This is a genomic window from Henriciella litoralis (assembly GCF_002088935.1).
In the GTDB taxonomy this organism is placed as follows: Bacteria; Pseudomonadota; Alphaproteobacteria; order Caulobacterales; family Hyphomonadaceae; genus Henriciella; species Henriciella litoralis.
The window spans coordinates 229,671-248,337 of sequence record NZ_NCSS01000004.1 but is presented as its reverse complement, the minus strand read 5'-3'; the positions used below and the strand labels follow the sequence as shown (position 1 = coordinate 248,337).

Genomic DNA, 18,667 nt, shown 5'->3' with positions numbered 1-18,667 from the left:
CCTTAAAAAGTCTCAATCTTGCCCTGTTGGCGGCATAGGAACTTCCTGTAAAGAAGTAGTACCAGTCATGGGAGGAGTGAGGGATGACGCGCCGGACCAATCGCACAAAGGGAATGCTTTTTGCCGTCTTGGCGGGACTTCTCGCCGCTTGCGGCGGTGGCAACGACACGCCGGCCCCTCTGCCGCCTGAACAGACCGATGGCACCGTCGTTGAGCGCTCACGCTCCGATCAGGTCGCCGCCGAGCGCCGCGAGAGAGAGCGCCAGCGCCTTGCCGAGGCCGAAGAGGGCGGGTTTGTCTATTTCCGCTATGCGCCAGACACGAGCGGTCTCAAGCCGCGCGCCTGTCTCGTCTTCTCGCAGCCTCTGGACCCTGATGTCGACTATTCGACCTATGTGAACATGCGCCCGTCTGTGCGTCCGGCCTATAGCGTTGAGGGCCGTGAGCTTTGTCTCGAAGGCCTCGATTTTGCCCGCACCTACACCGCGACGATCCTTGCAGGTCTGCCGTCCGCAGATGGCACCGAGATTTACCGCCAGGAAGACGTCACGATCAGTTTTGAGGACCGCCCGGCCTATGTCGGCTTCAAGGGCGCTGGCGTTATCCTGCCGCGCGACAATGCCGATGGCCTGCCGATTGAGACGGTCAATGTCGAGAATGTCGACATTACGGTCTACCGCGTGAATGATCGCGCGCTGGCCTTCAAACGTATCAGCCAGGGCGAAGAGGCCCCGCAGGGGCGCTATTCCTATCTTTATGGTGACGATGATCCACGCGATGTGTCGACCGAAGTCTGGTCCGGCAGCATGGAGATCGACTCGGTTGCGAATGCGCCGAAAACCACGGTGTTTCCGCTCCAGGACGTTATTGGCCAGCTGAAGCCCGGCTCCTACTTCGTCGAGCTTAAGGACGCCCGCGAGATCAGTGATTATGACGGACCGGCAGCCTCTGCGCGCCGCTGGATCATGCTGACCAATCTGGCGCTGACAGGGTATCGCGGCGAAGGCGGACTGGATGTCACGCTGCGCTCCTTGCAGGACGGAGAAGTCCTGCCGAACACGCGTGTGCAGCTGATCGCGAACAATAATGAAGTGCTCGGCGAGAGTGCGACCGATGTGGAAGGCCGCGTGCGCTTTGATGCGCCGCTTCTGGCCGGTACCGGGAACTCTGCGCCGCGCATGGTGATGGCCTTTGGGGCCAAGGGCGATCTGGCCGTTCTGGACCTGACGCGCGCGCCTGTAGACCTGTCAGAGCAGAACACGGGCGGGCGCACGACGCCGGGCCCGGTCGATGGCTATATCTATGCTGAACGCGGCATTTTCCGCCCCGGTGAGACCGTTCACCTGACGGCGATGATGCGCAATCATGCCGCCCGCGCTGTTGTGAATCGTGCTGGCAGCCTGATCATCTATCGCCCGAACGGCATCGAAGCTGATCGCATGCGCTTTGGCGGGGCCAAAGGCGGCGGTGTGCAATGGGATTATGAACTGTCCACCAGCGCCGCGCGCGGCATGTGGCGGGCTGTGCTGGAAATCGACGGCGCCGGTGAGGCCGGGTCGCTACGGTTCTCGGTTGAAGATTTTGTACCCCAGCGCATTGCTGTGGAGCTGGACGCAGAGGCCGATACACCGCTGCTCGCTGGTGAATCGCGCGACATTGTTGTCGACAGCCGCTTCCTCTATGGCGCGCCCGGCGCTGGCCTGACCGTACAGGGGCAGGCACGTCTGGAATATGATCCATCGCCCTTCGAGGCCTATGACGGCTTTGAATTCGGACGCGATGATGCGCAATTTGGCGAAGAGATCGTCGAGCTGCAGGACCAGACGACCGACGGCTCCGGCCGCGCTGTGATGCGTCTCAATACCGACGATCTTGGTCTCGACGCCGATCGGCCGCTGCGGTTCAACACCAATATCAGCGTGCTGGAGCCAGGTGGCCGTGCCGTCACCGAGAGCGTGCGCATCCCTTACCGGCCGCGCGATCTTTATCTCGGCATCAAGCAGAAATTCGAAGGCCGCGCCCGCGAGGGCCAGTCGACAAGCTTTGAGCTGGCTGCGGTCGATGCCGCCGGGCAGGGCGCCGACGTCAGGCTGAACTGGAAAATCATCGAGATCGATTACCATTATGACTGGTACCGCGAAGGCAGCCAGTGGCGCTGGCGCCGCTCGCGCACGGTGCGCACCGTCAATCAAGGCGTCGCGCAAACCGGTGGGACATCGCAGGTCATTACCGATAACGGCCTCAACTGGGGTGAACACCAGCTGATCGTGACCGCCGATGGCAGCGATGCCGAAGCCAGCAGCAGTTTCTATGTCGGCTGGGGCGGCGCCGTGTCGGATGATGGCGTCGAAGCGCCAGACCGCGTGCAGGTGATTGTCGAAGATCAGAAAATTGTTGCAGGTCGTCCGGCCGCGATCACGGTGATCCCGCCCTATGATGGCGAGGCCCAGATCATTGTCGCGACGGACCGCGTGCTGAGCGTTGAAACACGGGATGTGTCGGCGAGCGGTACTCAGTTCACCCTGCCGGTGACCGAAGAGTGGGGCGAGGGCGCCTATGTGCTCGTCAACGTCTACACACCGCGTGATCCGGTGATCCAGTCGAAGCCTCGCCGCGCCGTCGGCGTCGGCTATGTGCCGCTGGACATGGATGGCCGCACCTTTGATGTGACCATCGATGCGCCTGAAATCGTACGCCCACGCCGCGAACACACGATTGAGGTCGATATCGCCAATGGCCCGAAAGAGGGCGTCTATCTGACGCTGGCTGCTGTTGATGAGGGTATTCTGCGCCTCACAAAATATCAGAGCCCGGACCCTGTCGATTATTACTTCGGCAAGAAGGCGCTCGGCGTAGAGGTCTATGACGATTATGGCCGTCTGCTGGACCCGAATATGGGCCTGCCCGCCGAAGTGCGGACCGGTGGTGACCAGCTGGGCGGCGAAGGCCTCTCTGTGGTGCCGACCAAGACGGTGGCGCTATTCTCCGGACTGGTCGATGTCGGCCGCTCAGGGACGGCGAAAGTCACCTTCGACGTGCCGGACTTCAATGGCGAGCTCCGCCTGATGGCGGTGGTCTGGTCCGATACGGGGCTTGGTTCTGCCAGCCAGCCGATGACGGTGCGCGATGAAGCGCCAGCCGAGCTTATTCTGCCGCGCTTCCTAGCGCCGGGGGACGAGGCCCAGGCTACGGTCTCCATTGACAATATTGAGCTGGAAAGCGGTACCTTCACCGCATCGCTGAACGCCACAGAGCCTGTCAGCGTCGCCGCCTCTGAGATGTCGCGGACCATCCCGAACGGTCAACGGATCGATGAAGGCTTGCGGATTTCGAGCGACAATACGGGCATTTCTCGCATGCGCCTCGATGTCTCCGGACCGGAGAATTATTCGGTCAGCCGCAATTACATGATCCAGTCGCGGTCGCCTTGGCTGCCCGCAACAACGATCTCAAGTGAGCTGATGGAGCCGGGCGAAACCTGGTCTATCCCTGAAGGTATCCTTGCCGACTATGTGCCGGGCACATCCGATGTGTCAGTGACATTCTCGAGCCTGCCGCTGGATGCGAATGCGCTCTACGCGTCTCTGGCGCGCTATCCTTATGGTTGTACCGAACAGACGGTGAGCCGCGCGCTGCCACTGCTTTACTCCGAACAGCTGGTGGCGATGGGCGCCGATGAGGACAGCCGCGACTCGGCCCGCGCGCAGGTGCAGGAAGCTGTGTCCCGCGTGCTGGATCGCGAGTCGAGCGATGGGGCGTTTGGCCTCTGGCGCGAAGGCGACCGCAATGCGAGCCCATGGCTCGGCGCCTATACGACGGACTTCATCTACCGCGCCAGCCAGGCCGGGTATGAAGTGCCACAGGCGTCGCTGGACCGGGCCTATGAGTCGCTGCGGGCGATTGCGCAGGGCGATGCCTGGCGGGCCTATGGCTATGACACCGATGTCTGGGAAAGCCGTTGGCACAGCGATACCGAAGGCAAGTTGATGCGTCGGTCCTCGGCCTACGCACTCTATGTGCTGGCCAAGGCTGGCAAAGCCGATATCAGCCGCCTGCGTTATCTGCATGACCGCGAGCTCGACAAGATTGAGAGCCCGCTGGCCCGTGCCCATCTTGGAGCCGCGCTTGCATATATGGGGGACCGGTCGCGCGCAGCGAGTGCGTTCGATGCCGCTGAAGAGGCACTCGGCTATCAGAACACCGGCGACTATTACCAGACGCCGCTGCGCGATCTGACCGGCGTGCTGGCACTGGCCGCAGAAGCTGATCTGAACGACCATGTCGCCCGTCTGGCGACCCGTCTCAGCAATGATGTGCCCGATCCAAGCGAGCTCAGCACGCAGGAGAAGGCATTTGCCCTGCTCGCGGTGAACGCGATGAACACCGATGGTGAGGGCCTCAGACTGGTGGTCGAGGGGCTTGGACGTGGCAACAATAATGAGCGCCGCTACCACCTGACCGAAGACCAGGCGCAGAGCGATGTGAGCTTCATGCTTGAGCCGAAGTCCACGCCAATGTTCCGCACGCTTATGGTGCGCGGGGCCCCGGCCAGCCCACCGCCGGCCGTGTCGTCCGATCTCAAGATCTCCAAGTCGATCCGCACGCTTAAGGGCGGCGGCGTGGACCTTGCTGACATCCAGCAGGGCGAGCAGCTCGTTGTGTCTGTTCAGATCACGCCGGTCCAGAACCGGACCAACCCTGTTATCGTGGCTGACCTGCTGCCCGCCGGATTCGAGATCGAGACGATCCTCGATGCGGGCGATGGGGCGCGTGAAGACGAGACCGATGGCGCGTTTGCCTGGCTCGGCGCGATCGATCAGGCAAAGACGGCTGAGGCCCGCGATGACCGCTTCGTCGCTGCGATTGATGTTCGCGACAAGCCGGTGCGCCTCGCCTATGTCGTGCGGGCCGTGACACCTGGCTCCTTCGCCATCCCCGGCGCGACGGCGGAAGACATGTACCGTCCTGACGTGTTCGCCCGGTCGGCACCTGGCCGCATCACGATTGATACGGCGAGCCCTGCGACAGGCGGACAGAGATGATCTGGCTGAGGCGGCTTGCAATTGCCTGCGCGGCATTGCTGGTCGCCACACTCGCCCTCGACCGCATCTTCCCGCCGCCACTGGAACGGGGCGAGGCGGTCTCGATCATGGTGTCGGACCGCAATGGCCGGCCGCTAAGGGCGATCCCGACGAGCGATAATTACTGGCGGTTTCGGGCCGATCTCGATGAGATCGATCCGGTCTTCATCGAGGCTTTGCTGGAAGTTGAGGACAAGCGCTTCTGGCGACATGGCGGCGTTGACTGGGCCGGCATGGTCCGGGCGGCGTGGAGCTCTGCCAAGGCCGGGCGGATTGTGTCGGGCGGCTCCACCATCACAATGCAGACGGCCCGCCTGCTGGAGCCGCGGCCGCGTACGATCGGGTCGAAGCTGATCGAGATGTTCCGCGCCCATCAGATCGAGGCGCGGCTTTCAAAGGAAGAGATCCTCGAGCTTTACCTGACGCTGACGCCTTATGGCGGCAATATCGAAGGCATACGCGCGGCAAGCTGGCGGTATTTCGGGCGCACGCCCGACCGGCTGTCCGATGATCAGATCGCATTGCTGATCGCCTTGCCGCAAAGCCCGGAAGTGCGCCGTCCGGACCTTCGCCCAAAAGGTGCAGATGCGGGGCGCAAATCGATTGTCTCCAAGCTGGAACGGCTTGGTTATCTCGATGAAGCGCGCGCGGAAGAAGCGCGTACCAGCAAGATGCCAACGGGGGCCTATGCCTTCCCGGCGCGCGCCTGGCATGCGACGGCCCGGTCTGCACGAGACGCCACCGCCGATACTCGCTCAACGCTCGACAGCCGGCTGCAGGCTGAAATGGAAGCGCTCGCGCTGGAGCACGCAAAAGAGTTTGGGCGCGAGACGCAGGTGGCTATTCTGGTGGTTGATATCCCGACGCGGGGCGTACGCGCGGCTGTCGGCTCGGCCTCACGCGATATTGCGGGCGGCTGGCTGGACCTCACGGCGCAGGCGCGCTCTCCCGGCTCAACGCTGAAGCCATTTATCTATGCCATGGCATTTGATGATGGCTCGGCCGCGCCAGATACCCGTATCTCTGATCTGCCCAAACGGTTTGCCTCCTATCAGCCAGACAATTTCGACCGGATGTTTCGCGGCGATGTGCGTGTCTCCGATGCTCTCCAGCATTCGCTGAACGTGCCGGCTGTGCTGGCGCTGGATCGGGTCGGGCCGGAGCGGTTTGCCGCGACGCTGGCATTGGCGGGCGCACCGCCGCGTATTCATGGCGGGGCGGACAATTCAGCCGGGCTGGCGCTGGCGCTCGGCGGGGCAGGGCTGACGGCGCGGGAGCTGGCGGTGATCTATGCTGCGCTCGGTGATGATGGCCATGCCAAGCCGCTCGCCTGGACGGTGGACGACGAAGCCAAAGTGCGGGCGATGCGCGGGTTCCGCCTGATGGGGTCGGATAGCGCGGTGAAGATCCTCAAAATCCTCAAAGACGCGCCAACCCCGGACGGGCGGATGCCCGGTCGGCTAACCGCCAATGCGCCGCAGATCGCGTTCAAGACGGGCACGTCCTACGGCTTCCGCGATGCCTGGGCGGCAGCGGTCTCTGGCGATCAGGCGATTATTGTCTGGGTCGGCCGGGCCGATGGCGCGCCGCGGCCGGGCGCGACGGGGCGGAGCACCGCGCTGCCCATCCTGTTCGAAGTGGCAGACCGGGCCGCCTATCACCTTGGCAGTGGCGGCGGGGCAAAAGCCCGCCTGATGAGCGAACAGGCCGCCGAGGCCAAGGGCGCGCTCAGTACATTCGACAAGACGGGAAACGCGCCGCACATCCTGTTTCCGCCGAAGGATGCAGAGCTCTGGTCCGGAGACATCAACGGCAAACCGGCGCGGCCATTCGTGCTCGCCGGACGGGGCAATGGTAAGCTGCGCTGGTATATCGATGGCGAGCCGACAGAGCTGGACGATGCAGGCCTGCCGGTCTGGGCGCCGCAGCAGTCAGGCTTCTATGTCGTCAGCGCCGTCGATGCCGACGGACGCGAGGCCAGCGTTAGGGTGCGGGTCATCGGCGCGCCCAGCGGATAGACCGCCGGGCGTCCGAAAAATTTGTAGGGCCTAGAAATCGTATCTGACTTCAACACCCCAGCTCAGCGGCTCTGTGACATAGCCGGCGAGGTTGTTAAAATCGATGGCGCCTGCAAGGCGTTGCTCGTCGGTGATGTTGCGGCCGAAGACTGAGAGGTCGAGGCCATTCTCGCCCGCCCAGCCAAGACGCAGGCCGCCGGTCCAGTAACCGTCTTCCCCGAACTCGATGGAGTCGTAGAGGAAGAAGTTGGTCTCTCCCTTATAGGCCCAGTCGGTGTAGGCGTAGAGTTCACCGCCCTCGAACGGGATGGCGTAGCGGCCCGTGAAATTGGCGATCCATTCCGGCGCGTTCGGGAAGGAATTGCCATCCACAAGGGCAGAGCCTGTAACCGGGTCCAGAGGATCGGTGACCGTGCATGGCGCACCGCAGACCGGGACCATCAGGCCCGCATCCTTGATTTCGGTATGGTTGTAAGAGAGGCCCGCCGTCAGCAGCAGGTTCTCAAGCGGGGCGGCCTCAATGTCGGCTTCAAAGCCATAGCCTTCGCCCTTGTCGGCATTGAACAGGGCGACCGTATTGGTCTGGCCACCCACGGCCGTGAGCTGCTGATCTTTCAACTCATAGTAATAGACGCCCGCATTGGCGCGCAGGCGGTTTTGCAAGAGCTCCGTCTTCACGCCGGTCTCATAGGAGATGACGCTTTCGCTGTCGGCGATCGAGACGGTGTTGCCAAAGACAAGACGGCCCTGAATGGAGGGCCCGCGAAACCCACGCGCGATGCGGGCGTAGACATCGACGTCTTCGGTGGCGGCGTAGCTGGCTGAGATATCCCAGCTCACCTGTTCGTCAGACACATCTCCAGTGACCGGACCGAACGGGCCAGCGCCTGACGGGCTGAGCTGGCGGGCAACGGCGAAGGTCTTGTCTTCGTCGGTATAACGCGCGCCGCCCGAAAGGGTCAGCCGGTCGGTTACATCGTAGGAAACAGAGGCGAAGATGCCGACACTTTCGGTCTCGCCTTCGCGGGAGGCCTGACCGTTGAGCGGATTGCCAGGCGTCAGCGAGTCATAGCTGACTGAGGTGATCGACAGATCTTCATCGAAGAAGAAGACCCCGGTCTGAGCGCGCAGCTTGCCGCCGCCATCATAGGCAAGACGGATTTCATGGGTGATCTGCGTCAGGTCATTCAGGCGTCCGCCGGTTTCCGATGAGAAGGGAATATTGCCGGGGCCGAAATTACCAGCGCCGAGGTAGGCCGCACCGAAGCCACCATCAATGTCGCCCAGCGATGAGATTTCTGCGGTTTCATAGCCGCCGACATAGGTCAGCGTGAGGCTGTCGCTCAGCGCTTTCTCGAGCTTCAGCGTGGCGCCGGCCGTTTCCTGCTCGAGGAAGTTCTGGCCGTCATAGTAGACGGTCTCGAAATCGTAGCTGTTATTGGTGCCGCGCTCGCCTTGGGTGATGATATTTGCGCGGAACAGGCGGGTGGTGCCATCATTCTTGCGCGCGTGCAGATTGAGCAGGGCGGAGAAAGTGTCGTCGAACGGGGTCAGCAGGACCTGGACGCGGCCGGCATATTCGTCGAAGCCTTCATACTGGTCTTTCTGATTTGTGTAGGCATTGTCCACGAAGTCATCGCGGTGCTGGTAGAGCCCTGAGACGCGCATGGCGACGGCAGGATTGAGACGGCCGCCGACCGCGCCCTCAATCTCCTGCGTATTGTGTGAGCCGATCGAAGCGCGGATATAGGCGTCGAATTCGTCGCCGGGCTTTACGCTGTCGAACTTGATGATGCCGCCGGGCGTGTTGCGGCCGAACAGGGTGCCTTGTGGCCCACGCAGCACTTCGATGGCCTCAATGTCGAAAACCGGGAAGCCTTTCAGGATCGGGTTCTCATAGGGCACATCATCATACACCATCGAGACCGGCTGCGAGGCGTTGAGATCGAAATCGATATTGCCGATGCCCCTTATGTAAAAGCGCGGGAAGGCTCGCCCGAAGGAGCTTTCGGCGATGACGCTCGGGACGCGGGCTGAGAGGAAACGCACATCCGCGCCGCCAGCTTTCAGATTGTCGAGCTTTTCGCCGGAGATCGAGGTGATGGAGATCGGCACATCCTGCAGGTCTTCTTCAACCCGCTGCGCTGTCACAGTGACCGGCGCAAGGCGCGCTTCGGTGTCCTGGGTTTCCTGCGCAAATGCGGGAGATGAAATGGCCAGAAGGCTCAGGGCAGCAGAGCCGGTCAGCAGCGTTTTGAATGACATTTGGAAGCTCACAAGGCGTAAGGAAGGGCCTCCCCCCTCATGCGGGAAGCATCACCTGCATCTTCAATCAGTATCGGCGCCGAACTCTCAAGTTTTTAGCGCAACGGGAGATGGATAAGCCCCGAAATGCATGCCTTCTGTTGCGCTGCAGCAACAAAATGCCTTCCCGAGGGTCAACTCCAGGGATTGAAGCGGGTTTTGCGACGGGGGCTGGAGGCGGGCGATTCTGCGTCGGGATCGGTATCGGCGGCCTTGTCGCCAGACGATTTGGCAGGCTCTGATGCTTCGCTTTTAGGCGCCGCCTCGACATTGTCCGGCGGCGACACGGCATCGAGGTCTTCCGGGGATACGGCGATCTCATCGTCGGCGTCAGCGACTTCGGGCATGGAAAAATCGGATGTGTCTTCTTCCGCCGCGCCATTGTCTTCGGGCGTCTCTTTAAGGTCGTCTTCCATGGCATCGATGACGACCGAACGATGTACAATCACTTCCTCGAAGAAGCCGTCATCGGTTTCGAACCGATAGCCTGAGCCGTTCGATGATTGCGCAGAGCCAAGCCCTTTCAGGCTGAGCGGTGCGCTGAGTGGCCGGTCGCCGGGCTGGGGCGGTGTGGCCTCTGCCAAGGTCGGCGCGCCGTTTGCGACTTGCCACTCGGTTTCATCTTCGCTGAAAAGTTCGTCGTCAGCGTCTTCGTCGAACAGGGTTTCGGAGTCTTCCTGAGGCAGCTTGATCGTTGAGGCGGCGGCGCCGAGTTCAGAGTCCAGATCGGCTTCCTCAGGAGTGTCCGAGACGTCCGCGCCAGCGACCTGCGCGCTTTCTGCGCCAAAGGGGACGTATTGCCGGTCAGATTTGATGGCCGTGTCTTCAGGACTTTCGATTTCTGTTTCGATCGGGCCAGAGGAGGCATCTGCGATGACATCGCCGTCGTCGACGTCCTGCTCATGGGGGGCGCCTTCTGGCGTGACCGCGAAAGAAGGCGTGGGCGCGGCGTCCTGAAGCGCATCGGGCTCAATCTCTGCGGGCGCGTTGACCTGATCTGCCAGGCGCGCCACGGCGCCGCTGACATCATCTTCATCGTGGAAGTCAAAATCGTCGTCATCCGCGGGATCGGCGTCGCGATCGTCTTCCTCGTCTTCTGTCTCTTCGCTGAGACTTTCTTCCTCTGCGTCCAGCAGCGCGGTCTCAGGGACGCTTTCGTCTATCAATTGCTCGGTGTCAGCAGGGGCGTCTTCGTCTGGAGCATTGTCTTCGGCAGCGTCGACCCGTTCAGGCTCGGTCTCTTCCTCGGGCGTTTCTTCGCTGGCCTCGACGGTATCTTCTGCGTCGGCATCCGGCGCGTCGCCGGCAAGACCGGCCAGCAAGGCGTTGATGGCGGTTTCTGTGCCACGGGCGACCCGGCTGGCCTCTGAGGCCATGCGGGCGACGATATCGCCATAGCTGCCGCCTTCAGGGGCGGGGGCAGAATTGAGGTCAGCTGCGCCAGTATCTTCGAGGATCTTGCCGCCTTCGGTCGCAAGCACGATGCGCGGGGGCTCGCCAGTCAGGGCGACGGAATAGCCTTCTGTGGCATAGACGGCATCTGCGCCATCCTTCTCGATCCAGTCGATCTTCCCTTGCGCCGTCATTTCGGCCAGGCGGTCGATCAGTTTCTGGGTGGAAGCGTGAAGCATCTTGGTATCCAGTCCGGGTTGCGGGTCAGCCACTCAGCTTGATTTAAACACTGCGGGCGTAATCTTAAAAGCCTGCATGTCGACACAATATACAGCTGCACGCCAAAGGCACTGCCAGTCAGGTCAACCAATGACACATCCCTTGCATTCCATGCCTAAAATCGATGCTCGAAAGCGGGCGCGATGAACGGTGAGCTCGCCATCCGGCTTGGCGTTTTTGCCGGCGTTTTTGTTACGCTCGTTCTACTGGAACTCGTGCTGCCAAGGCGGGCAGCGGCGTTGCCGCGTGAGAAGCGCTGGCCGGGAACCGCCGCGATTTTTATCATTGGCGCCGTGCTTGGCCGGCTGGTCTTGCCGATTGGGCTTGCCGGTGTTGCGACGTTTGCGGACGGGCAGGGGATTGGCCTCTTCAATCTTGTCGACTTGCCGGTCTGGCTGGTCGGGGTTGCCGCCTTCCTGTTGATGGATCTGGCGGTGTGGGCGCAGCATGTTCTGATGCACCGCGTCCCGTTCCTGTGGCGGATGCACAGGGTCCATCACGCCGATCCGCATATCGATGTGACAACGGCGCTGAGGTTTCACCCGGCAGAGATTCTTGTCTCTCTCTTCTGGAAGGCGGCCTTCGTTCTGGCCTTCGGGATACCTGCCTGGGCCGCGTTCCTGTTTGAAGTCGCGCTGAATGCGTTCGCGCAGTTTAACCACGCCAATATCAAGCTGCCGCTGAAGGCAGACCGTGTCTTACGGCTTCTGATTGTCACGCCGGATATGCACCGCGTCCATCACTCGACCGACTACACAGAATCCAACCGCAATTTCGGCTTCTGCCTGTCGGTCTGGGACCATCTGTTCAGGCGCTATAAGGCGCAGCCTGATGCGGGGCATGAGGACATGCTGATCGGTCAGGAGAAATGGCGAGCGCCGGAAGACCAGTCGCTCATCGCCCTGATGCGCCAACCGTTAGAGCAGCCAGACTAGCTGGCTTTATAGGCGGCGCGGACCCTGGCGATATCGTCGAGGAAGGCAGCGACCGCATCGCCGTCTGCGGCCGATAGCTCAGAGCGAAAGCCCTGCACGGTCAGGTCCGGTGCCACGAGCAGATAGCTTGGTGTCCAGGCGATCTCGAGCGCATCGCGGATCGAGGCGTCCGTGTCCATCAGCGTCGGGTAGGAATACCCCTTCTCATTGAAGTAGTCCTGCGCGCTGTCATATTTGCCGAAAGCTTCAGACACGCGCTTGGCGTTTGGCGGCGTGTGGATCGACAGGAAGGCCAATTCCGGATCCTGCGCGGCCTGCGTTGCGAATTCGGCAACATAAGGCGCGTCAGCCACACAGTCTCCGCACCAGAGGCCCCAGACGTCGATCACAGTCCACTGGCCTTCAAGGTCGGCGGTGGAGAAAGCGCTGCCATCGAGCATTGTGCCGGAGAAGGCCGGGAGGCGCTTTCCAAGAAAGGCATAAGTGAACGGGCGGCCATAGTCGTCGCGCGGGACATCGCCAGCCTCCTGAGAGGCGCCTTCGGGCACAGCTGCCCCCGGCGTGATGAAGCCTGTCGCGTCCGGTGTATCCGGGCCGCCGCAGGCGCCGAGAAGGGCAAGAGCGGCAATGGCGAGGAAGGTATGCTTCATGGGAGGACCTTTGGATGTCTGACGTCGATGTATGAGACTTAAGCAGGTCGCCGTAATAAAAAAGCCCCGACGCGGTGCGCCGGGGCTTACTCGATTGATTAGTTGTACTGGAAGCGGAGCCTAGCTGTAGATCTCGAAGAGACCAGCTGCGCCCATGCCGCCACCGATACACATGGTGACAACGCCCCATTTTGCGCCGCGGCGCTTGCCTTCGAGCAGAAGCGAGCCGGTGCAGCGTGCGCCGGTCATGCCGAATGGGTGGCCAATGGAGATCGAGCCGCCATTGACGTTGTACTTCTCAGGATCGATGCCGAGACGGTCACGTGAGTAGAGGCACTGCGATGCGAACGCTTCGTTCAGTTCCCACAGGTCGATGTCGTCAACGGTCAGGCCGTGACGCTCAAGCAGGCGAGGCACAGCGAAGACCGGGCCGATGCCCATCTCGTCCGGGTCACAACCGGCAACGTTGAAGCCTGCAAAACGGCCAAGTGGCTCAATGCCGCGCTTGGATGCTTCGCCAGCTTCCATGAGCACGACGGCAGCCGCGCCGTCGGACAGTTGCGAGGCGTTACCCGCAGTGACGTACTTGCCTTCCTTGATCGTCTGGCCGCCGGAGAAGACCGGCTTGAGGCCCTGAAGGGTCTCGAACGTGGTGCCCGGACGGTTACACTCGTCACGGTCGCAGACAACGTCCTGATAGGTTTCTTCGCCGGTTTCCTTGTTGAACAGCTTCATGCGGGTCTTCAGAGGAACGATTTCCTCAGCCATGTAGCCTTTTTCCTGGAAGGCGGCGGTGCGCTTCTGGCTTTCGGCGGAATAGCGGTCCTGGGCTTCGCGCGAGACATTGTAGCGGTCTGCCACGATCTCAGCTGTCTCGATCATGGTCATCCAGATCGCTGGCCATTCGGCCATCAGCTTCTCTTCGGTGAAGCGGAACGTGTTCATGTGGCCCGAGCGGGATACCAGCGACAGGCTTTCAACGCCGCCGCCGACAGCAACAGGGGCGCCTTCATTCTTGATCGTCCAGGCTGCGTTCGCGATGGCCTGAAGGCCTGACGAGCAGAAGCGGTTGATGGTGGCGCCCGACGTGGTCGATGGGCAGCCGGCCCAGAGCGCGGCGTTGCGCGCAACGTTGTGGCCGGTGGCGCCTTCAGGCTGCGCGGCGCCGAGATAGACGTCCTCAACCTCTTTGGCGTCGATGCCGGCGCGTTCGATAGCGCTTTTGATGGCATGGCCGGCCATTGTGATACCATGGGTGTCGTTCAGGGTACCGCGGCCGGCTTTTGCCATGCCTGTACGCGCGGTTGATACGATGACAGCTTCTTTCATTCTTTTCTCCTCCGGAATGAGCTTTGTCTTGTTGCGCTGCAACCTAACGAGGGGAGTCTCACTAGGCTAGTAAAAAACCTGTGCTTTGCAGCGGCGATCGGCCACGGGGGAACCGCAGGCCCGACGCGCCCGTTTGTTACAAAACAGAAAGGCGCTTCATGCCCACCGGAAAACGCGATGATATCGACAGGATGGCCAGGCTGCTGGACACGCAGTTTCGCCTGCCCGGGACGAAGATGCGCTTTGGCCTCGATTTTCTCGTCGGCCTCGTTCCGGGCGTCGGCGATGCCGTGACCGGCGGGCTTGGCCTGTGGATTGTCCATCGCGCGCGTCAGGAAGGTGCGTCGGTCTTTCTGCTCTTCCGAATGATCTGGAACCTGTTGGTCGATACGGTGCTCGGCGCGATCCCTCTTGTTGGCGATATTTTCGACTTTGCTTTCAAGGCGAACAGGAAGAATGCCGCGATGCTCCAGCGTCACCTGGACAAACATGAGGCGAAAATGGCGAAGGCCGCGCAAGACGCGTAGATGCCAGGGCGCCCCAGATGGCCCGCAATGGGCTGGTCTGACCTGCAAAGATCGCGCATGATCTCCGCTCAGCCAGACGTGGAGGGACAAGACATGGTAAAGGTGATCGGGGTTGGAGGGGTATTTTTCCTCTGCAAGGATACAGAAGCAACCAAGACCTGGTATCAAAAGGTGCTGGGGCTTGAGCCTACGGATTTCGGGGGATTTGCATTCAAGCAAGCCGAAGCCGCCGCGACCTTCCCTAAAGGCGCCATGACGATCTTTGCGCCGTTTTCGGACGATAGCGATTACTTCAAGCCGTCCGAAAAATCGATGATGTTCAATCTGATGGTTGATGATCTTGATGGGATGCTTGAACGCATCAAGTCGGCCGGTGTGGAGCTGACGCAGCCGAGCGAGTCGCACGATTACGGCAAGTTCGCCTGGCTGATGGACCCGGACGGCCGCAAGATCGAGCTTTGGCAGCCGGTTGAGCCGAAAGGCTAGGTTCTGATTGGCGCGGCGGTCTACAGGCAGCCATATCCCCTGCTCATAGCGATTGAATCTGAAACCCGGCGGCGCCGACCATGCGTGTCTGGATTGGCGGTTTTCTGCTCGCCAGTGCCGTCATCATGGCCGTCGCCTACCGGTTGCGTCGGCTGGGTCGCGTGCCTCAGCTGGACGGACCATCCGGAATTTCGGACGCGTCGCCAACCGTGATCTCGTCTGCGAAGACGGCCACGGCTTGATCGGCTTCAGTGTAGGCTGGCCATTCAAAGCCATCGGCGCAGCTGATCGAGGTCGATGACACATCCATTTTCATGAAGGCTGTCCAGCAGGAGTTTACGAGATCGGCATAGGCCGCATCGCTTTCATCTGTCTGGCCGCCGCCCCAGCTTGAGGTTTCAAGCGAGTCGAAGGTGTACATCAGCTCGGCTGAGTGGATTGGGCCGTTGACCCATTTCTCCTTGCGGAAGTCGGGCATCTTCTGGAAATTGTAGAGGAAGGCCGGGGCGCCCTCATCGCCCGTCATCGCTGCGACTTTGGTGGCGCTGGAGAAGCCCCGCTCGCCAGCATTGGAGCCGATGAGGACGGGCACGTCGATTTCCTTGCCCGCCTCGAAAGCCTCCTTGGCGGAGATCGTCTGGAACTGGCCATCGATCACGCCGGAGACGCCTGCGCGCAGCGATGGATTGTAGGTGAAGGTCTGCGCCGTGATGTTGCGCAGCTGCTCTGCCGTGGCATCTGCCGGGAGGCCAAGCGTCATCGCGCCTTTCTGGCCGAGGGCTTCGCCATCTTCCAGCGAACGGCCCGGCGAAACGAAAGCGCCTGACTGGATAATGGCGCGGTCAAACAGGCCTTCAGCGGATGGCGTCGAGAGAAGGTTGATGACCATGACGCCGCCAGCAGACTGTCCTGCAATGGTGACATTGTCAGGATCGCCGCCAAAAGCGGAGATGTTTTCCTTGATCCATTCAAGCGCGCCGACAGCGTCCATCAGGGCAAAGCTGCCGGTCGGCCCGCCTTCTGCGGTGAGGCCTGGATGCGCGAAATAGCCCATCGGCCCGAGGCGATAATTGATCGAGACGGTGATGACGCCATTCTTAGCGTTCGCCGTGCCGTCATAGGAGCCGAGATGGCCGGCGCCAAGGAAGCCTGCGCCGCCGTGCATCCAGAGCATGACCGGGGCGTTCTCGGCGTTTTCCGGCGCGGTGACTTCGGCGTAGAGGCAGTCCTCGGATTTTACGCCAGAGACGCCGCCGCCGTTCGGCTCGCTCGGGTCTGCCACCATTGGCTGCATGCAGGGCGGGCCAAACTCGATCACGGTGCGGTCACCATCCCAGGCATCGACCGGTTGCGGCGGCTTCCAGCGCAGATCGCCCATTGGCGGTTTGGCGTAGGGCACGCCGCGGAAGACATGCACGTCGCCAAGGTCTTCGCCGACAAGGCGGCCGTTTGGCGTTTCGACGACGGCCGTATCTATCAGATTATCCGGGGTGTAGCCGACCTGAGGCGTATGCTCGGACGGCGTCTCGCCGCCCTCATTGTGATGCGCCGCGAGGGCGGGAAGGGCGGCGGCCATAAGGGCTGCGCAAGAGACCATGAGTTTCAGTTTCATTCCAGTTTCCTCCCGTCCGGGCCTTTGTCGGCGCGGCTCTTAACTTGATGAGAGTAAACTTCATTCAACTGGTGCTATTGTCAATAGCGATTGGCGCGAAACACGGAGGGCCGTTCGCGATCTTTCGTGGTGCATAAAAAAGGCCGCCCCTGTTCAGGTGGGGCGGCCAGATATTCAGAGAGTGAGGTGGAAGCTTGATTACTTCTTTGCAGCCTCATTGCACTTTTCGAGGTCGGCTTCGGAGAGGCCGTCCTTTTCAGTGCCGAAGGCTACAAGTTCGCCAACTTCCGAGGCGACGTCCTTGCAGGTGCGCACGGTGGCCGTGCGACGATTGAGTTCTGCGACGCAGGTGTCGCCTTCGCATGACCAGACGGCCTTGGCGGCAACAACCGTGTCATTGCTGTCGAATGAATTGGCCAGTTTGGCCGTGAAGCTGGTGCCGGCGGCAGCAGGAAGAACAACGGCGCCGAGCGCCGATGCGATCAGTATGGAGCGGATCATGTGGGAGGAACCTTATGCAAGAGGTTTGGACTATTCTTGTTATCTAACTCTTATCTAATGACGGCTGAATAATTTGTCAATCGTTCAGCGATAAGAGATTTTCGTCTGGTCGCTTCGGGTGGAAGGGGGAAGGAATGCGGACCGGTTGACGCGACGGCGCTGATTGAGGTTCCGAATGCGCAGGTTATCCTGCGGCAACACTATAAAAATAAGACCATCAGGGAGCCCCGACCATGGATTTCAATATCCCGGAAGATATCGCCAACTACCTCAATGAGCTGGACCATTTCATCGAGGAGAAGATCAAGCCGCTTGAGGAAGCCGACGACAATATCCGCTTCTTTGATCATCGGCGTGAGTGGGCCCGTACTGATTTCGACAATGGCGGGTTGCCGCGCAAGGAATGGGAAGAGCTGCTGGCCAAAGCGCGAAAGATCGCCGATGAGGCTGGCCATCTTCGCTATGCCCTGCCGAAGGAATTTGGCGGTCAGGACGGCACCAATCTCGGCATGGCGATCATCCGCGAGCATTTCGCACGCAAGGGTCTCGGCCTTCACAATGACCTGCAGAACGAGCACTCGATTGTTGGCAACATGCCGCAAATCCTCATGCTGCGGGATTTTGCCCGGCCTGAGCAGAAACATCTCATCCAGGACGCCCTCGACGGGAAGTTCCGCGCGACATTCGGCCTGACAGAGCCGCATCACGGCTCGGACGCGACGCATATGGAAACCCGCGCCGTCCGTCATAAGAAGGATGGCGAGGATGGCTGGCTGATCAATGGCGAGAAGATGTGGATCACCGGCATGCACCATGCCAGCCACATGATGTGCTTCTGCCGGACCTCCGGCGAGGATGGCGACGCGAAAGGCATTTCCTGCCTGCTTGTCCCGGCAGATCATCCCGGCATTACGATCGAAGAATATATGTGGACATTCAACATGCCCACGGACCATCCGCGCCTGACGATCAATAATGTCTGGGTGCCAGAAAGCGCGCTGTTCGGCCCGCCGGAAGGCGGCCTCGCGCTCGCCCAGCACTTCGTCCACGAGAACCGTATCCGCCAGGCGGCCAGCTCCTGCGGCGCGGCAATGTACTGCATCACCGAAGCGATCAACTACGCCAATGAGCGCCGCCCCTTCGGCAAGGCGCTCGCGCACAATCAGGCAATCCAGTTCCCGCTGGTGGAGCTGTCGACGCAGGCTGAAATGCTACGTCTGCTGATCTTCAAGACGGCTTGGGAGATGGACCAGATGTCGAAGCCGGACGTCGCGATCTATCTCTCCGACAAGGTGTCGATGTGTAACTATTACGCCAACCGCCTCTGCTGCGATGCGGCCGACCGGGCGATGCAGGTGCATGGCGGCATGGGCTATTCACGCCACAAGCCGTTTGAGCACATTTACCGCCACCACCGCCGCTATCGCATTACGGAAGGCTCCGAAGAGATCCAGATGCGCAAAGTCGCCGGCCACCTCTTCGGCTTCATGGGCCCCAATAAGGGCAAGAACCGGAATGAGCCGTTCGATTTTGCGGTGCGTTAAAGGTTAATC

12 protein-coding genes are annotated in these 18,667 nt (G+C 61.2%); 6 read left to right on the top strand and 6 right to left on the bottom strand.

Annotated features, from left to right (window positions below):
• The first annotated feature begins 83 nt into the window (after positions 1 to 83).
• The gene (locus B8783_RS01170) at positions 84 to 5,042 is read left to right on the top strand and encodes an alpha-2-macroglobulin family protein (protein ID WP_084417945.1); all 4,959 of its coding nucleotides are present in this window, start codon (positions 84 to 86) and stop codon (positions 5,040 to 5,042) included.
• Positions 5,039 to 7,099: a penicillin-binding protein 1C gene (pbpC, locus tag B8783_RS01165; RefSeq protein ID WP_084417944.1), complete on the top strand. Its 2,061-nt coding sequence runs from the start codon at positions 5,039 to 5,041 to the stop codon at positions 7,097 to 7,099. Before B8783_RS01170 ends, pbpC begins: the two co-directional genes overlap by 4 nt.
• 30 nt (positions 7,100 to 7,129) lie before the next feature.
• Here pbpC and B8783_RS01160 read toward each other — a convergent pair whose 3' ends face one another.
• Together B8783_RS01160 and B8783_RS01155 are read right to left on the bottom strand one after the other, a co-directional pair.
• On the bottom strand, positions 7,130 to 9,364 hold the full coding sequence (locus B8783_RS01160; RefSeq protein ID WP_084417943.1) for a TonB-dependent receptor: 2,235 nt from the start codon (positions 9,362 to 9,364) through the stop codon (positions 7,130 to 7,132).
• Between the two features lie 173 nt (positions 9,365 to 9,537).
• Positions 9,538 to 11,034: a hypothetical protein gene (locus B8783_RS01155; protein ID WP_084417942.1), complete on the bottom strand. Its 1,497-nt coding sequence runs from the start codon at positions 11,032 to 11,034 to the stop codon at positions 9,538 to 9,540.
• A gap of 183 nt (positions 11,035 to 11,217) precedes the next feature.
• Here B8783_RS01155 and B8783_RS01150 point away from each other — a divergent pair, with 183 nt between their 5' ends.
• A complete protein-coding gene (locus B8783_RS01150) occupies positions 11,218 to 12,009 on the top strand; it encodes a sterol desaturase family protein (protein WP_084417941.1) in 792 nt (263 codons plus the stop codon).
• On the opposite strand, the gene B8783_RS01145 is transcribed toward B8783_RS01150, so the two are convergent.
• Together B8783_RS01145 and B8783_RS01140 are read right to left on the bottom strand one after the other, a co-directional pair.
• A complete protein-coding gene (locus B8783_RS01145) occupies positions 12,006 to 12,659 on the bottom strand; it encodes a TlpA family protein disulfide reductase (protein ID WP_084417940.1) in 654 nt (217 codons plus the stop codon). The genes B8783_RS01150 and B8783_RS01145 overlap by 4 nt on opposite strands.
• Before the next feature lie 120 nt (positions 12,660 to 12,779).
• Positions 12,780 to 13,988, bottom strand: coding sequence for an acetyl-CoA C-acyltransferase (locus B8783_RS01140; RefSeq protein ID WP_084418324.1), 1,209 nt, complete (start codon positions 13,986 to 13,988; stop codon positions 12,780 to 12,782).
• Positions 13,989 to 14,146: 158 nt separating this feature from the next.
• Here B8783_RS01140 and B8783_RS01135 point away from each other — a divergent pair, with 158 nt between their 5' ends.
• On the top strand, positions 14,147 to 14,515 hold the full coding sequence (locus tag B8783_RS01135; RefSeq protein ID WP_084417939.1) for a DUF4112 domain-containing protein: 369 nt from the start codon (positions 14,147 to 14,149) through the stop codon (positions 14,513 to 14,515).
• 93 nt (positions 14,516 to 14,608) lie between these two features.
• Entirely contained in the window at positions 14,609 to 15,001 is a 393-nt protein-coding gene (locus B8783_RS01130) for a VOC family protein (protein WP_084418323.1), read from the top strand.
• 166 nt (positions 15,002 to 15,167) lie between these two features.
• On the opposite strand, the gene B8783_RS01125 is transcribed toward B8783_RS01130, so the two are convergent.
• Positions 15,168 to 16,613, bottom strand: coding sequence for a carboxylesterase/lipase family protein (locus tag B8783_RS01125; protein ID WP_139792189.1), 1,446 nt, complete (start codon positions 16,611 to 16,613; stop codon positions 15,168 to 15,170).
• Positions 16,614 to 16,811: 198 nt separating this feature from the next.
• Positions 16,812 to 17,114, bottom strand: a complete 303-nt coding sequence (locus B8783_RS01120) for a CC_3452 family protein (RefSeq protein WP_084417938.1) — start codon at positions 17,112 to 17,114, stop codon at positions 16,812 to 16,814.
• 233 nt (positions 17,115 to 17,347) lie between these two features.
• On the opposite strand from B8783_RS01120, the gene B8783_RS01115 reads away from it, so the two are divergent.
• Entirely contained in the window at positions 17,348 to 18,658 is a 1,311-nt protein-coding gene (locus B8783_RS01115) for an acyl-CoA dehydrogenase family protein (protein WP_084417937.1), read from the top strand.
• The last annotated feature ends 9 nt before the right edge of the window (positions 18,659 to 18,667 follow it).

What these genes read in the sequence shown, in the direction of transcription:
- B8783_RS01170 (WP_084417945.1), top strand. Translation starts at nt 84, where the DNA reads ATGACGCGCCGGACCAATCGCACAAAGGGAATGCTTTTTGCCGTCTTG.
- pbpC (WP_084417944.1), top strand. Translation starts at nt 5,039, where the DNA reads ATGATCTGGCTGAGGCGGCTTGCAATTGCCTGCGCGGCATTGCTGGTC.
- B8783_RS01160 (WP_084417943.1), bottom strand. Translation starts at nt 9,364, where the DNA reads ATGTCATTCAAAACGCTGCTGACCGGCTCTGCTGCCCTGAGCCTTCTG.
- B8783_RS01155 (WP_084417942.1), bottom strand. Translation starts at nt 11,034, where the DNA reads ATGCTTCACGCTTCCACCCAGAAACTGATCGACCGCCTGGCCGAAATG.
- B8783_RS01150 (WP_084417941.1), top strand. Translation starts at nt 11,218, where the DNA reads ATGAACGGTGAGCTCGCCATCCGGCTTGGCGTTTTTGCCGGCGTTTTT.
- B8783_RS01145 (WP_084417940.1), bottom strand. Translation starts at nt 12,659, where the DNA reads ATGAAGCATACCTTCCTCGCCATTGCCGCTCTTGCCCTTCTCGGCGCC.
- B8783_RS01140 (WP_084418324.1), bottom strand. Translation starts at nt 13,988, where the DNA reads ATGAAAGAAGCTGTCATCGTATCAACCGCGCGTACAGGCATGGCAAAA.
- B8783_RS01135 (WP_084417939.1), top strand. Translation starts at nt 14,147, where the DNA reads ATGCCCACCGGAAAACGCGATGATATCGACAGGATGGCCAGGCTGCTG.
- B8783_RS01130 (WP_084418323.1), top strand. Translation starts at nt 14,609, where the DNA reads ATGGTAAAGGTGATCGGGGTTGGAGGGGTATTTTTCCTCTGCAAGGAT.
- B8783_RS01125 (WP_139792189.1), bottom strand. Translation starts at nt 16,613, where the DNA reads ATGAAACTGAAACTCATGGTCTCTTGCGCAGCCCTTATGGCCGCCGCC.
- B8783_RS01120 (WP_084417938.1), bottom strand. Translation starts at nt 17,114, where the DNA reads ATGATCCGCTCCATACTGATCGCATCGGCGCTCGGCGCCGTTGTTCTT.
- B8783_RS01115 (WP_084417937.1), top strand. Translation starts at nt 17,348, where the DNA reads ATGGATTTCAATATCCCGGAAGATATCGCCAACTACCTCAATGAGCTG.